The following is a 13,469-nucleotide window of genomic DNA, read 5'->3' on the forward strand; positions in this document are numbered from 1 at the left end:
CCGTTGGGGAAGCCCAAAGGCAGGCAGCGCGTGGTGGGCCCGGCAGGATTCGAACCTGCAACCAGACGGTTATGAGCCGCCCGCTCTAACCGTTGAGCTACGGGCCCCTCCATTACGCCGAAAGCGGGTTCTTAGCAGACTTGCGCGTAGCGCTAAATGCCTCTTGAGCCCTCTTTTTGTGCCAATCGTCGTTATTATTCATTCGACGACAATAATCGAGGACAACATGACCCTGTCACAGCGCCAAATTGCCACTTTTGCAGCCGCCGTCCTGTTCTTCGGCATGACTGCCATTTCCCCATCCAAGGCCGACGATATGAAACGCACTGTCACTGTCTCAGCCTCCGCCTCGGTTGAGGTCGATCCTGACGCCGCCAGCATCATGAGCGGTGTCGTCAGCGAAGCTGCCACCGCCCGGGAGGCGCTCGATACGAACACGAAGAGCATGAGCAACCTGATTGACGGGCTGAAGGCTGCTGGCATCACTGACAAAGACATCCAGACATCCAACTTCAGCATACATCCACGTCACGAGCATAACCCCAAGGATGGTGGGCCTCCCAAACTTGTCGGCTACAGCGTCAACAACTCCGTCAACGTACTCGTCCGTGACCTGCCTAAGCTCGGTGAAATCCTGGACCTTATGGTTTCTCTCGGCGCCAATCAGATGCAGGGGATGAACTTTATCGTCACCAACGCAGAGACGTTGAAGGATGACGCCCGTCGCGAGGCTATCGCAAACGCGCAACGTCGCGCCAAGCTCTATGCCACGGCCGCCGGAGCCAAAGTCGGGGACGTCGTCCGCATTTCCGAAGACGTCTCCTCAGAAGAGGGCGGACCGCGCCCGATGTTCCGCGCCGCAAAGATGGCCTCAGCCGTTCCTGTCGCGCCAGGCCAGGAAACTCTGGAAGCACGCGTTACGGTGACGTGGGAACTCGACTGAAAGAACTGAGAAGGTCCGAAGCGATGTTGCGGGTTGAATTGGACCGCGACATCGCTATCGCAACTTAAATGAGGCTGATGACTTCCGCGGAGCTGCCATTGTCCTCAACCCCGGGCTGCAGGGCCCAGTCTGTGAAATTACGCATCTCCCCGGCTGACCGTAGCCGGCGAAGACCTTCAAAGTCGATCGTCGCAGACACCCAACCCGGAGAATTCAAGCCGCCCTCCGCCAACGCACCACTATCCGACACCCCATGTTCGGAAGGCACGAAAATACCAGCCGCACCATTGTTGCGATCGACCGCAGGAGACCACGGCGCGTCACCAATCGTCGGGCTCGTCACACAGGCAATCTGATTTTCCAACGCGCGGGCAAGCGCGCCCGTACGGACCCGATGATAGCCCGAAACGAATTCCGTACAGGAAGGAACAAGCAACAACTCAGCGCCGGCGGCGGCCATAGACCGCGCAATGAGCGGAAATTCACTGTCGTAACAAATCACGATGCCGACTCGCCCCAACGAAGTCTCAAACACACGAGCGGGACCACCCGAAGAGATGCCCCAATCGCGTTCGAACGGCGTCATCATGAGCTTCGTCTGTTCGCCAATATTGCCGTCCGGCGTCACCAACTGAGCGGCATTGAGATAGCGCTCATCTGAGCCTATGACGGGGCCGCTGCCAACAAGGATATGAACGCCATGTTCTTTTGCGAGCGCTGCGTGGAAGGCAACTCGCTCGCCGGCCATCTCCGCGACGGCAGCAAGGCTACGCCGCAAATCGCTAGCGACTTCAATCCCGTGAATGGCGGCCTGCTCCATCGCCGCATATTCAGGGAACAACAACAACTCAGCGCCGCTGTTGGCGCCATCCGCCACCCACTCTGCAACCTTGTCTTGCCATTCGAACAAGCTCTTGGGCTCGCCAATCGGATATTGCGCCGAGGCGACGGTCAGCGTTTTACGGAATGTCATGTCAGCGCCTTCACCCAAAATTGCATCGGCTTTGAGGTCTCCTCGTCCTCGCCGATATCCTTCCAGGAATAGTGCGCTACGAGCCCTTCTACCGGGGCATAGCCGCGCTTACGCCAGAACGCATCGAGCGGCACATACCCAGGCTCTTTCAACGGATGATTATCGGGACGCACGACACGGCAAAACGTCGAGATATCGAAGCCACCAAGTTTCCTCGCGTGCTCTTCACGGCCATCGAAAAATGCATGCCCAAGACCGTGCCCGCGGTACTCTTTCAGCAGCACTGACTCTCCGCAGTAAAACACTTTCGAAATATCGTACCCTGCGGACTCGAAGGGCTCAATGAACTCAGCATCGGTCTCGACCATGGGCGAGGCCGTGGACGCCCCGACCACTTTGTCGCCGTCACGGGCAACAATGCAGACCGCGCCACGACCCGCGGCGAACTTGGCCAGATACTCTTCCTCATAGGCCGCTGAGCCCTCGTAAAGATAAGGCCAAGCCCGGAATACGGCGATCCGCAAGCGCGCCAGATCCGGCAGTACTGATTTCAACTGATCGCCGGTCAGAGAATCGACAGTCAGGTTCATATCCGCAGCTTCTGTGGTCTATTGTTGGCATCGCATATAACAACGGTCGGCTGCCAGTTGCGGGCTTCACGTTCTTCCATTTGAGCGTAAGCACAGATGATGAGCTTGTCGCCCACACAAACGAGGCGCGCGGCCGCACCGTTCAGACCGATGACACCGGAACCCGGAGCGCCTTCAATGACGTAGGTGGCAAAGCGATTGCCGTTATCGATGTCATAGATCTCCACGCGCTCGTTGAGCAAAAGCCCGGCCGCTGCAATCAACTCTGGATCGATCGAGATCGATCCTTCGTAGTTGAGGTCGCATTCCGTAACGGTGGCGCGATGCAGTTTGCATTTCAGCATCGTAACGAGCATAGGCAGGCTCCGTGATGGCGAGGCTCTGGCTGGAACGTCAGCCGGCAACCTGCGCGATCCAATCTGTGAGGTTGTAATACGTCGTAACGCGCGCGATTTTCCCCGCCCGCACTTCAAAAAAAGTCCCCGCCGGCAACCGGTAGGTTTGACCCTTGGCCTCTGGCAGACCCTGGTCAGTATTGAGATAGGTGCCAACGACGTTAAATTCAGCCGCGGCCCGGGTACCATCGCGTCCGACCATGACAGCGACGTCTTCGAGCTGCTCGCGATAGTGATGCGCCATACGCGCGTTGAATGCGGCAAACTTCTCTTTACCTTGACGCCGCTCGCCCTGGTTAACGTCGTGAATGACGTCATCCGTCAGGAACGAAAGCATCGTGTCAGAATCACCGGCATTAAACGCGTCATAATAGCGGCGGATCAAAGCAGCCGTCTCTTGGCGAGCGGCGGATTGCGCTGCATTGTCGCTCATCGGCGATTGTTCTCCCATGCGATATGCTGAAAATCGAAACTCTGCTTAGCAGCCACGCTCGTCCTGGCCAAGTCATGAAGCGCCGCAGTTATCCGGCGAAGTAAAGATGGCGATCTTGCACACAGTGCCACCACGCGCTATCTGCAGACGCATGAGAACAGAAATCGAACCTGGGGATCACGACGTGGCCCAACCAGCAAGCGGAATCACCGTCGCCGCCCTATACAAGTTTACCGCAATCGAAGATTGCTCCGCACTCCGCGATCAGCTGTTCGCCCTGTGCGAGCGCGAGGCGATACGGGGCACCCTGCTTCTTGCATCGGAAGGCCTCAATGGAACCGTTGCCGGAACCCGGCAAGCGATAGACCGCCTCTTTGCTGCGATCCGGGCGGTTCCTGGATGCGACGATGTCGAGTGGAAAGAGTCGCCAGCCGCCACGCAGCCCTTCAAGCGCATGAAGGTGCGCCTCAAGCGCGAGATCGTGACAATGGGCGTTGAGGGTATCGACCCACGCACGACGGTGGGCACGTATGTCGATCCTGCCGACTGGAACGAGCTGATATCTGATCCGGAAACGATCCTGATAGATACCCGCAACGACTACGAAGTCGCGATCGGAACATTCACACGCGCCATCAATCCAATGACCCAATCATTCCGAGAGTTTCCAGAGTGGGTCCGCGAAAATCTTGACGCTGGTAAAAAGCCCAGGGTCGCAATGTTTTGCACCGGCGGGATCCGCTGCGAAAAGGCCACCGCTTTGCTCAAACAGCAAGGCTTCGAGGAGGTCTACCATCTCAAAGGCGGCATCCTGAAATACCTGGAGGATGTCCCCGCAGATGAAAGCCTCTGGAAGGGTGAGTGCTTCGTATTCGACGAACGCGTCTCCCTTCGCCACGAATTAAAGGTTGGCTCCTACCAACTGTGCTCCGTCTGCCGGGAACCGATTTCGTCGCCGACCGGCCAGGGTGGAGGTTATGCAACTAAAGAGTGTGAAAAGTGCGCGACTGAGGCTGATCCAGAGCGACTGAATCGCGCAGCGGATCGGCAGCGCCAGATAGATCTCGCAGAAGCTCGCGGTCAGAACCATTTCCAACCAGCACCGTCGAACGCGCGACGCCGATAGCTCGCTTCGCGCTTCCGACACGTATCTTTACACGCCGCAAGACATTATTAATGCTGGGAGAAATCTGATCCCCGGCAGGCCTCCTATGGTCAGATCATGGCCTCAGCTTTGCTTCCTGAAACGCCACCAGATCAATTCAGCACACCGAGCGCCCTTTATGACGCCTGTGGCCGGCAACAGGAGCAAAAAACCGTGGTTCAACACACCGAGCATCCGCGCAGCGTCACGTTTCCGAACAACGACATGTCCCAATTCGGCAAGGGACTGTCCCATTTTCAACATGACTTCCTTTCGTCCGGACTATTCACGGACGAACGTCTCGCGCGCCTGATCGAACGCTATCCGCGCGAATACTATATGATAACCACGATGACCCAGCAGAGTCAGAAGCCGGAATGGCGCAACGGCGACCTCAACGGGGTGTCGGGAGAGTATGCGCTTGAGGCGATCCGCAACGGACGACTCTGGCTCTGCCTCCGTCGCTTCGACCTGATCGCACCGGAATACGATGACCTCGTCGCGGATGCATTCGCCCAGATCGAAAGCATGAACCCCGGTCTCACGACCAGCGGACATAAATCGAGCCTTCTGATCTCGTCTCCCGGCGCACGCGTGCTCTACCACGCCGATATTCCGATGGTTTCCCTCTGGCATTTGCGCGGCCGCAAGCGCGTTTGGCTATACGACCCCAACGACAAGACGCACCTTCCCGACGAAGTCCTTGAAGGGATCATGTTGCGCGAAACCGAAGAGGAAATCCCCTACGACCAGTCATGGGATCAGACAGCTCAAAGTATCGTTCTCGAACCAGGGTACGCCTTGAGCTGGCCGCACAATGCCCCTCACCGCGTTGACAATCTCGAAGGGCTCAACGTCTCCATCACGACGGATTACTTCACGCCGGAGACCAAGCGCCGCTATGGCGTTTACTACACCAATGGCCTGATGCGTCGCCGTCTGGGCGTCAAACCCCGGTCGACCTCAGCGAACGGTATCGGGGCCTATGCGAAATGCGCGGCGGCTCTGGCGGCAAAGAAAGTCGGCGTCAAGGCTGCAACCGAGCGCAGCATGATGCAGACATTCAAACTGAACAAAGAAATGCCCGGCGCGCTCATCGATTTGAGCCCTGCAGAACAGCAAGCCATTACTCAATACTGACGACCAAGATCACTGCCCCCGGAAAGAAATAGGACCGCATTGCGCGGTCCTATTTTTGTTTTGGAGATCGTTGGGTGATGCACGATCAATTGTCGAGGAAGCTACGCAGTTTCCTTGAACGGCTCGGATGCTTCAGCTTACGCAGAGCCTTGGCTTCAATCTGCCGAATGCGCTCACGCGTAACCGAGAACTGCTGACCAACCTCTTCCAGCGTGTGATCAGTGTTCATACCGATACCAAAGCGCATACGCAGAACGCGCTCTTCACGCGGCGTGAGTGATGCAAGCACCCGTGTTGTGGTCTCACGTAGGTTCGACTGAATCGCAGCATCGATTGGCAACACCGCATTGCGATCTTCGATGAAGTCGCCGAGGTGCGAATCTTCTTCGTCGCCAATTGGCGTTTCAAGCGAGATCGGCTCCTTCGCGATCTTGAGAACCTTACGTACCTTCTCAAGTGGCATCGCGAGCTTCTCAGCCAGCTCTTCCGGTGTCGGTTCCCGACCGATTTCGTGCAACATCTGACGCGATGTACGAACGATCTTGTTGATCGTCTCGATCATGTGCACCGGAATACGGATCGTACGAGCTTGGTCCGCGATAGACCGCGTGATCGCCTGCCGGATCCACCACGTCGCGTAAGTCGAGAATTTGTAACCGCGGCGATATTCAAACTTATCGACCGCCTTCATCAAACCGATGTTGCCCTCCTGGATGAGATCGAGGAACTGCAGGCCACGGTTCGTATATTTCTTCGCAATTGAGATCACGAGCCGGAGGTTCGCCTCGACCATTTCCTTCTTGGCTTGGCGGGCTTCCCGTTCGCCCTTCTGCACCGCCTTTACGATGCGCCGAAACTCTGGAATCTCAAGGCCGGTTTCACTCGCCAGCTCGTGAATATCACCGCGTATCACGTCGATCTGGGCACGTTCATTATTGATAAAGTTCGCCCACTTCTTGCCCTGCTGCGCCATGCGGTCGAGCCAAGTCTGGTCGAGTTCGTTACCGAAGTACTCGCCAATAAAGGCCTGCCGTGAAACACCGCAGGAATCGGCGAGCCGCATCAGACGCCCCTCGAAACCAACAAGCCGCTTGTTGATGGCGTACAGCTGCTCAACGAGGCTTTCGATACGGTTGTTATTGAGCGAAAGGCTTTTGACGTCCGTGATGATCTCATCGCGGAGCTTGTCGTAGGCGCGCTGCTGCTGGCTGGAGGCTTGATCACCCGCCACCTGCTGCTCAAGCATCCGATCCTGTTGTTTACGAAGCTTTTTGTAGTTGGACGCAATACGCTCGAAGGTTTCCAGAACCTTAGGCTTCAGTTCGGCTTCCATCGCCGCGAGAGACATGGAGTTCTCGAAGTCCTCCTCGTCTTCTTCGCTCTCGGCTCCTTCAGCGTTCGCTTCGCCTTCGGTTTCTCCACCTTCTTCGGTAGAGCCGTTCGCACTTTCGGCCTCGCCGGCCTCCTTGGCTTCCGGACCTTCGTACGTCGCTTCGAGGTCGATGATGTCGCGCAGGAGAATGCGCCCGTCATTCAACTCGTCATGCCAGATGATGATGGCCTGGAACGTCAGCGGGCTTTCGCAAAGCCCTGCGATCATTGCCTCGCGACCGGCCTCGATGCGTTTCGCGATAGCAATTTCGCCTTCGCGCGAAAGCAGTTCGACCGATCCCATTTCCCGCAGATACATGCGGACGGGATCATCTGTACGCTCGCTAGGTTCAGACTTCGTCTCAGCCCGCGCCGGTACGGCCTGCGTAGTCAGCGCGCGGCTTTCCTCTTCGTCCTCGCCTTCAGATTGCTCTTCACCCTCGCGCTCTTCGGTATCGTCGGACTCGACGACGTTGATGCCCATATCCGCGAGCATCGCGTAAAGGTCTTCGATCTGGTCTGAGGAAACCTCCTCAGACGGCAGAACGGTATTCAGCTCTTCATATGTAACATAACCGCGTGCCTTACCCGCTTTGATGAAGCGCTTGACCGCCTGGTCGGACATATCGAGAAGCGGGCTGTCGCGCTCGATCTCTGCACTCGACGCGTTCGCCTGATCTTCTTCTTTCACATTCGCCATGGTCGCGATTACCCTAGTTGTGTTGGGCCTCGACGACGTTCAGCCGGCCTCGTCGTTGTTGCCGCCAGCTCACGTACGATCGAATCTCGTGTTGAATCCTCGTTTTGGGTCGGAAGTGGCCAAACGATCCCCGAGTACCGCTGACGAAGTGCCGCCTGAATTTCTCGTAGGCTTGCCATCATTCGTCATGCAAGTTCGGTTCCTGTCTTTGCATGGGCGGCCCCTTCGCCCTGAATGTTGACCCACGACTCTCAAGCCTCACTATCCCCCGACTTGACTGGGGAAAGAGCAGGCTCCGCCTCCGTCGACGGTTGCCGCTTGATCTCGCAGATCTGCGCCAATGCTGCGCTGCTGTCTTCTTCGTGCCAAGCCGCACGAAGCGAACTCTGAAGCCCGACTTGGCTCTCATGGAGCGCGAGGGAGTGGCAAAAGCCAGTCTCCACCTCTGCGGCGTCGGCTTCGGGTTCGACAAACTTATCGCACCGGTGCGTAATAGAGCGCTCGACAAGTTCGACGAACTTGTCAAGTCCCAAACAGGTCAAATGAGAACGAAGCTCGTTTCTGTCAAGTGATTTCTCGGTCGCTTGAGCAGATAGAACCCCATCTCTGATCTTCGCCAATCCTTCTGCACTGAACTGAATATCGGCGATTTCCTCGGCGTAATCGGCGACAAGCCACGGATGATTTAACAATGTCCGTATCAGGAGCACTTCTCTCTGCGGGAACCCTCCACCCGCGGCAACCAGCCGGCTTTGCTTCAAACTACTGCTAGCTGCAACGCGGGTTCCTTGTCGAGCAGCCTTACCAGGAGGCCCACTACTCCACTTGCCGGCGGCGGCCGGCGCACCGTAAGCAGGTTTCCGCATACTTCCTGACGCATGCGCAGGCTGCGCACCAGCTCCAGGTTGCGGCCTCCAGGCCTTAAACAACCTATCGCGCATATCGCGTTCATAGTGAGAACGCACCGCGTCATCCGTAATTTGAGCGGTCAACTTGCGGATCTGCAACTCCAGGCCCGCCCGTCGTTCCGGCGTTGACCAATCTCCTGCATCCCACTCGCGGGAGAACAGCACATCGGCAAAGCCCCGTGCCCGCACCATAACGCCTTCAAACCCTTCTCGGCCTGACTGGCGCAACATATCATCCGGGTCGAGCCCATCCGGCATGAACGCGAAAGACAAACTAACTCCAGGCTTCAGATGCGGAAGAGCAGTATCGAGCGCTCGATTCGCCGCTTTGCGCCCAGCGCTGTCGCCGTCGAAGCATAAGATGGGTTCGGGAGCCATCCGCCACAACAGCTGCACCTGTTCTTGCGTCAATGCGGTACCCAACGGCGCGACCGCTTCCTTGACGCCAGCCTGCGCCAAAGCAATCACGTCCATATAGCCTTCGACAACGATGATGCGCGAAGCCTCATGCGCGGCCGGCCTAGCCGCCGCAAGATTGAAAAGAACCCAACCCTTATGAAACAACGGCGTGTCGGGCGAATTGAGATACTTAGCAGGCTGGCCATCATCGAGGGCGCGTCCACCAAATGCGATCACCCGGCTCTTATGATCGGTGATCGGGAACATCACGCGATGGCGAAAACGATCATACGAGGTTGGAATATCCGGCCCGCCGATCAACATTCCCGACGTGATCATCTCACGTTCGGTGAAACCCGCCGCACTTAGATAGGTTTTCAGCCGTGTCCGATCATGAGGCGCATATCCCAAGCGAAACCCGCTGACCGTCGCTTCACTTAGGCCGCGGCGAACAAGATAGCCGCTCGCTTCCCGGCCATCGCGCGTATGCAACTGATCTTCGAAGAACTTCGCCGACGTTTCCAGGAGGCGGTAAAGACGTTCCCGTTCGTCTTCCTGCGCCCGGGATTCGGGATCGCGCGGCGCCGGTTTTGGCAGCGTAACACCCGCTTCTTCCGCCAGACGCTCGACGGCCTCAGGAAACGACAAACCTTCCGTCTTGATCAGAAACGTGAAGATGTCACCATGCTCACCCGAAGCGAAGCAATGGTAGAACCCCTTCTGATCATTCACGAAAAAGGAAGGCGTCTTTTCAGTCTTAAAGGGGGACAAGCCTGCGAATTCACGCCCTTGCTTTTTCAACGCCACCTTGCGCCCAACCACCTGACTGACAGACAGGCGTGAGCGAATCTCATCGAGAATGTGAGGTGGAAAACGCATCAGCGGTATCTCGATCGCAGTTCTCTAACCGTATCGCCCTCAACCTGCCGGGCGAGCCTGCCTGCAGATTTTTTAGCGATCTCGATTTTCCCCTTGATTGAGGCGCGACATCGCCTTCAACCCCGCTTGCAGCGCTCGCGTCATCCGCACCAACGCGCAGATAAGGCTCGAACGCTTCATGAGAGCGCACAAAAAACGACGCTATCCACAGAGATTAGAGCGATTCGTCCTGGGGTAGGCCTGGAGCAAGCAAAGCGCCATGCTCTCTACCCGCTTTCCACAGGAACTTGGTTCAAAGAGGCTACTTCAGTTCCTCTTTGACCATCGCGCTGGCCCGGCCGAAGTCCATTTGACCGGCAAATCGTTCCTTCAGCACACCCATGGTGCGTCCCATGTCCTTCAAGCCGCTGCAGCCCACCTCATCCATAACGGTCTTCACGGCCGCACGCATCTCTGTCTCGTTCATCTGCTGCGGCAGAAACTCTTCGATGATGGGAATCTCGGCTTCTTCCTTCTCGGCCAACTCGATCCGGCCTGCCTGACGGTAGGTGTCGGCCGCTTCGCGGCGCTGCTTAATCATCTTTTGCAGCAATGCGAGTATATCTTGCTCGTCCGCGCGGTCTTTGCCGGTCGTCTGTCCCTTTTCATCGGCACGTGCGGCGATGTCGCGGTCCTTAATTGCCGCGTTTATGAGCCGCAAAGTCGAAACCCTGGCCTTCTCGCCAGATTTCATTGCGTCCTTCATCGCTTGGTTGATGCGTTCGCGCATATCGCCTCCATAACGTAAATTCCACAGCCGGGAGCTGGGCTGCGGGACGCCTATGTGCCGGAACTGTCTGTATCCATGGCCAAAAGTGGCGCCAGTGTCTACCTGAGCCGTTGTGTGCCGATATCGCGCTTTTCGCGGCGGCAAGTCCCGCGTGGTTTAGAGGGCAAGGCCAATACCTGCAAGCACCCTTCACGTATTTAGCCTGTTGTCGAAAAAAGTCGCATAGAACGTCGGGGAGTATGGAAACTTGAGCTAGGCTCTCTTGACTTCCCGCCACCAGCCGATAAGCACACAACCTTAATGATATTTCCGGTTACTGGAACGAGCGGCAGGGCTGTATCTGCCCGCCGAACGCCTTATATCGGGCCCGCGGCAATGCAACATCGGGACAGTTCGAGTTGACTTCAACCCCCTTCAAAGACGCTCCGGCCTCATGGGATGACGAACCCTTGACGGCACGCCTTGTTTTGGCGGACGGCACAGTCATTTCAGGTCAAGGACTGGGCGCCACCGGCTCTGCAATCGGTGAAGTCTGCTTCAACACGGCGATGACCGGCTATCAGGAAATTCTGACTGATCCCTCCTATGCCGGCCAGATCATCACATTCACATTTCCGCACATTGGCAACGTCGGCGTTAATGACGAAGACGGCGAAACCTCCAATCTCGCTGCTACGTCCGCCGTCCGTGGCTGTGTACTGCGCGCACCAATCAGTGATCCCTCCAACTACCGTGCGACGGCCCACCTCGATCAATGGTTGAAGGCTCGCAACATTATTGCGATCGGCGGCATAGATACCCGGGCTTTGACCGCGCTCATTCGCAAGCAGGGCATGCCGAATGCCGTCATCGCACACGAACCCTCCGGCAAATTCGATATCGAGAAGATGGCCGCCGATGCTGCGGCATGGCCAGGGCTTGATGGCATGGATCTCGTGCCGGACGTTACCACCGGACAATCCTATACGTGGGATGAGATGCGCTGGCGCTGGAATGTCGGATACGAGCGGCAGGAGAATCCCGAATTCCACGTGGTCGCTATTGATTATGGCCTTAAACGCAACATTTTGCGTTGCCTGGCCAGTGCCGGATGCCGTGTTACAGTTCTGCCCGCCACAGCAACGGCCACCGACGTTCTTGAACGCCAGCCCGACGGCATCTTTCTATCCAACGGCCCAGGCGATCCGGCCGCCACAGGCACTTATGCGGTGCCAGAGATCAAGAAGTTGATCGATACGGGGTTGCCGATGTTCGGCATCTGCCTCGGTCATCAGATGCTGTCTTTAGCCCTCGGAGCTAAAACCAGAAAGATGCACCAGGGGCATCACGGCGCCAATCACCCAGTCAAGGACCACGCGACGGGAAAAGTCGAAATTACATCCATGAATCATGGGTTTACGGTTGATCGCGAGAGTCTCCCAGACGGCGTAAAGGAAACCCACCGATCGCTCTTCGACGGCAGCAATTGCGGGATCACGTTGGAAGGTAAACCGGTTTTCTCCGTACAATACCATCCAGAAGCTTCTCCCGGCCCACAGGATAGCCACTACCTTTTCACGCGGTTTATGGAACTCATCCGGGAGCATAAGCGCTCGATGCCTGCGGGATCGGTGGCACGGTGAAGACACTTTTCTCGATGCTACGGCGCCCAGTCGCTACGTTCGTCGCGCTCATCTTGATACTGATGCTCGTGAACGTATCGGCTCCGCGAGCCGACAATCGAGATGTCCCCTCACCTCCAACGGACTGGGTTTCCACACTCGACCGTGATCACCCGCTCGTTGGGAAAATCTACGCGACAGCCTCGAACACCGTTGTCTCAGCACAAGATATGGGCCGCGCGCTGGCACTCGCACGCTTCGTGCTGCTCGGCGAAATTCACGACAATCCAGATCACCATTTGTGGCAAGCCTGGGCCATCCGGGCGGTCTCTAAACTGCGCGGCGCCCGCATCGTTGAGGGGCAACCGCAGATCGACATCATCGCCATGGAAATGATCCGTGCCGATCAATATGCGGCTCTCGATAGGTTCTACGGGCGCGATGTAGAAGTTCCACGCCCTCGCCCCCCAAAGGCGCTTGCCCGTTTTCTTGAATGGGACAAGTCAGGCTGGCCGGATTTCAAGATATACGAACCAATTATATCCCAGGCGCTCTACGAACAGCTCGTGATCGTACCAGCAAGCCCGTCGAAGGAGCTGAGCCGCAAGGTCTCCAAGGACTGGGACAACGCTCTTTCACAAGGCGAGATTAAGCGATTGGGCCTCGATATCGCGTTCTCAAGTGATCTGGAAAATGCACTCACAGCGGAAATCGGAAAAAGTCACTGTGGGCTGATTCCGGAGGCTGCGTTCCCCGCCATGGCCCGCGTCCAACGCTTCCGCGATGCCACCATGGCGGACGCCATGCTATCAGTCGGCCCCTACAAGGGAGCCATACTCATCGCAGGCAACGGCCATGTTCGACGCGACCGTGGAGTTCCTTTTTTCCTCATGGCACGAGGTGTCACCCCGAAGCAAATCGTCAGTATTGCACATGTGGAGCTCCGCCCTGGCGAAACGAACCCCGCAGCATACGTTGACAGTACGCCTGAAGGGAAACCTGCGGTTGATTACGTCGTTTTTACACCGCGCACTGACAGGCCTGACCCGTGCGAGAAGATGCGAAAAGATATGAGCAAAGGTGCTCCAACCCCTTCAACTGAAAAGAAATCTGAACCGGCGCGGAATAGAGCCACAGATGTGAAGCCGTAGTTGATCGTTTAAAGGATGATGAAATCGGTAGGCTTGCCTGCTCCCTCGCCCTTGGATTTAAAGATTGCAGCCC

12 protein-coding genes and 1 tRNA gene are annotated in these 13,469 nt (G+C 57.0%); 5 read left to right on the forward strand and 8 right to left on the reverse strand.

All coding sequences use genetic code 11. The features are described 5' to 3' along the window. Nucleotides 1-31: 31 nt before the first annotated feature. Nucleotides 32-107, reverse strand: a tRNA-Ile gene (locus BLS30_RS13190). 119 nt (nt 108-226) lie between these two features. Here BLS30_RS13190 and BLS30_RS13195 point away from each other — a divergent pair. Continuing rightward, complete coding sequence (locus BLS30_RS13195; protein WP_052744131.1) at nt 227-943, forward strand: SIMPL domain-containing protein; 717 nt, start codon at nt 227-229, stop codon at nt 941-943. A gap of 64 nt (nt 944-1,007) precedes the next feature. On the opposite strand, the gene BLS30_RS13200 is transcribed toward BLS30_RS13195, so the two are convergent. From BLS30_RS13200 to BLS30_RS13215, 4 genes are read right to left on the reverse strand one after another with little or no spacing between them, the layout of a single operon-like run. Continuing rightward, on the reverse strand, nt 1,008-1,916 hold the full coding sequence (locus tag BLS30_RS13200; protein WP_090229294.1) for a carbon-nitrogen hydrolase family protein: 909 nt from the start codon (nt 1,914-1,916) through the stop codon (nt 1,008-1,010). Then, nucleotides 1,913-2,506 carry a GNAT family N-acetyltransferase gene (locus BLS30_RS13205; protein ID WP_046478638.1) on the reverse strand — a complete coding sequence of 198 codons (594 nt, stop codon included), beginning with the start codon at nt 2,504-2,506 and terminating at the stop codon, nt 1,913-1,915. The genes BLS30_RS13200 and BLS30_RS13205 overlap by 4 nt, the downstream gene beginning before the upstream one ends. Beyond that, nucleotides 2,503-2,862, reverse strand: coding sequence for an aspartate 1-decarboxylase (gene panD, locus BLS30_RS13210; protein WP_046478637.1), 360 nt, complete (start codon nt 2,860-2,862; stop codon nt 2,503-2,505). The genes BLS30_RS13205 and panD overlap by 4 nt, the downstream gene beginning before the upstream one ends. 37 nt (nt 2,863-2,899) lie before the next feature. Continuing rightward, the gene (locus BLS30_RS13215) at nt 2,900-3,334 is read right to left on the reverse strand and encodes a ketosteroid isomerase-related protein (protein ID WP_046478636.1); all 435 of its coding nucleotides are present in this window, start codon (nt 3,332-3,334) and stop codon (nt 2,900-2,902) included. A 151-nt stretch (nt 3,335-3,485) separates the two neighbouring features. On the opposite strand from BLS30_RS13215, the gene trhO reads away from it, so the two are divergent. Both trhO and BLS30_RS13225 read left to right on the forward strand, forming a co-directional pair. Then, complete coding sequence (gene trhO / locus BLS30_RS13220) at nt 3,486-4,460, forward strand: oxygen-dependent tRNA uridine(34) hydroxylase TrhO (RefSeq protein WP_046478635.1); 975 nt, start codon at nt 3,486-3,488, stop codon at nt 4,458-4,460. 192 nt (nt 4,461-4,652) lie between these two features. Beyond that, on the forward strand, nt 4,653-5,618 hold the full coding sequence (locus BLS30_RS13225; RefSeq protein ID WP_139165348.1) for a cupin-like domain-containing protein: 966 nt from the start codon (nt 4,653-4,655) through the stop codon (nt 5,616-5,618). Nucleotides 5,619-5,703: 85 nt separating this feature from the next. Here the strand turns inward: BLS30_RS13225 and rpoD are convergent, their stop codons facing one another. The 3 genes from rpoD to BLS30_RS13240 form a co-directional block, all read right to left on the reverse strand. Then, nucleotides 5,704-7,689: an RNA polymerase sigma factor RpoD gene (gene rpoD / locus BLS30_RS13230; RefSeq protein WP_046478634.1), complete on the reverse strand. Its 1,986-nt coding sequence runs from the start codon at nt 7,687-7,689 to the stop codon at nt 5,704-5,706. A gap of 251 nt (nt 7,690-7,940) precedes the next feature. Further along, nucleotides 7,941-9,875: a DNA primase gene (gene dnaG, locus BLS30_RS13235; protein ID WP_090229299.1), complete on the reverse strand. Its 1,935-nt coding sequence runs from the start codon at nt 9,873-9,875 to the stop codon at nt 7,941-7,943. A gap of 301 nt (nt 9,876-10,176) precedes the next feature. Continuing rightward, on the reverse strand, nt 10,177-10,644 hold the full coding sequence (locus tag BLS30_RS13240) for a GatB/YqeY domain-containing protein (protein WP_046478632.1): 468 nt from the start codon (nt 10,642-10,644) through the stop codon (nt 10,177-10,179). A gap of 449 nt (nt 10,645-11,093) precedes the next feature. Here BLS30_RS13240 and carA point away from each other — a divergent pair, with 449 nt between their 5' ends. Then, nucleotides 11,094-12,266: a glutamine-hydrolyzing carbamoyl-phosphate synthase small subunit gene (gene carA, locus BLS30_RS13245; protein WP_342027546.1), complete on the forward strand. Its 1,173-nt coding sequence runs from the start codon at nt 11,094-11,096 to the stop codon at nt 12,264-12,266. After that, nucleotides 12,263-13,396 (forward strand): ChaN family lipoprotein, encoded by a 1,134-nt coding sequence (locus tag BLS30_RS13250; RefSeq protein ID WP_090229302.1) that lies wholly within the window; start codon nt 12,263-12,265, stop codon nt 13,394-13,396. Before carA ends, BLS30_RS13250 begins: the two co-directional genes overlap by 4 nt. Nucleotides 13,397-13,469 lie beyond the last annotated feature (73 nt).

Source organism: Filomicrobium insigne (assembly GCF_900104305.1).
In the GTDB taxonomy this organism is placed as follows: Bacteria; Pseudomonadota; Alphaproteobacteria; order Rhizobiales; family Hyphomicrobiaceae; genus Filomicrobium; species Filomicrobium insigne.

Coding starts and splice junctions, on each gene's coding strand:
- BLS30_RS13195 (WP_052744131.1), top strand. CDS start 227: ATGACCCTGTCACAGCGCCAAATTGCCACTTTTGCAGCCGCCGTCCTG.
- BLS30_RS13200 (WP_090229294.1), bottom strand. CDS start 1,916: ATGACATTCCGTAAAACGCTGACCGTCGCCTCGGCGCAATATCCGATT.
- BLS30_RS13205 (WP_046478638.1), bottom strand. CDS start 2,506: ATGAACCTGACTGTCGATTCTCTGACCGGCGATCAGTTGAAATCAGTA.
- panD (WP_046478637.1), bottom strand. CDS start 2,862: ATGCTCGTTACGATGCTGAAATGCAAACTGCATCGCGCCACCGTTACG.
- BLS30_RS13215 (WP_046478636.1), bottom strand. CDS start 3,334: ATGAGCGACAATGCAGCGCAATCCGCCGCTCGCCAAGAGACGGCTGCT.
- trhO (WP_046478635.1), top strand. CDS start 3,486: ATGAGAACAGAAATCGAACCTGGGGATCACGACGTGGCCCAACCAGCA.
- rpoD (WP_046478634.1), bottom strand. CDS start 7,689: ATGGCGAATGTGAAAGAAGAAGATCAGGCGAACGCGTCGAGTGCAGAG.
- dnaG (WP_090229299.1), bottom strand. CDS start 9,875: ATGCGTTTTCCACCTCACATTCTCGATGAGATTCGCTCACGCCTGTCT.
- BLS30_RS13240 (WP_046478632.1), bottom strand. CDS start 10,644: ATGCGCGAACGCATCAACCAAGCGATGAAGGACGCAATGAAATCTGGC.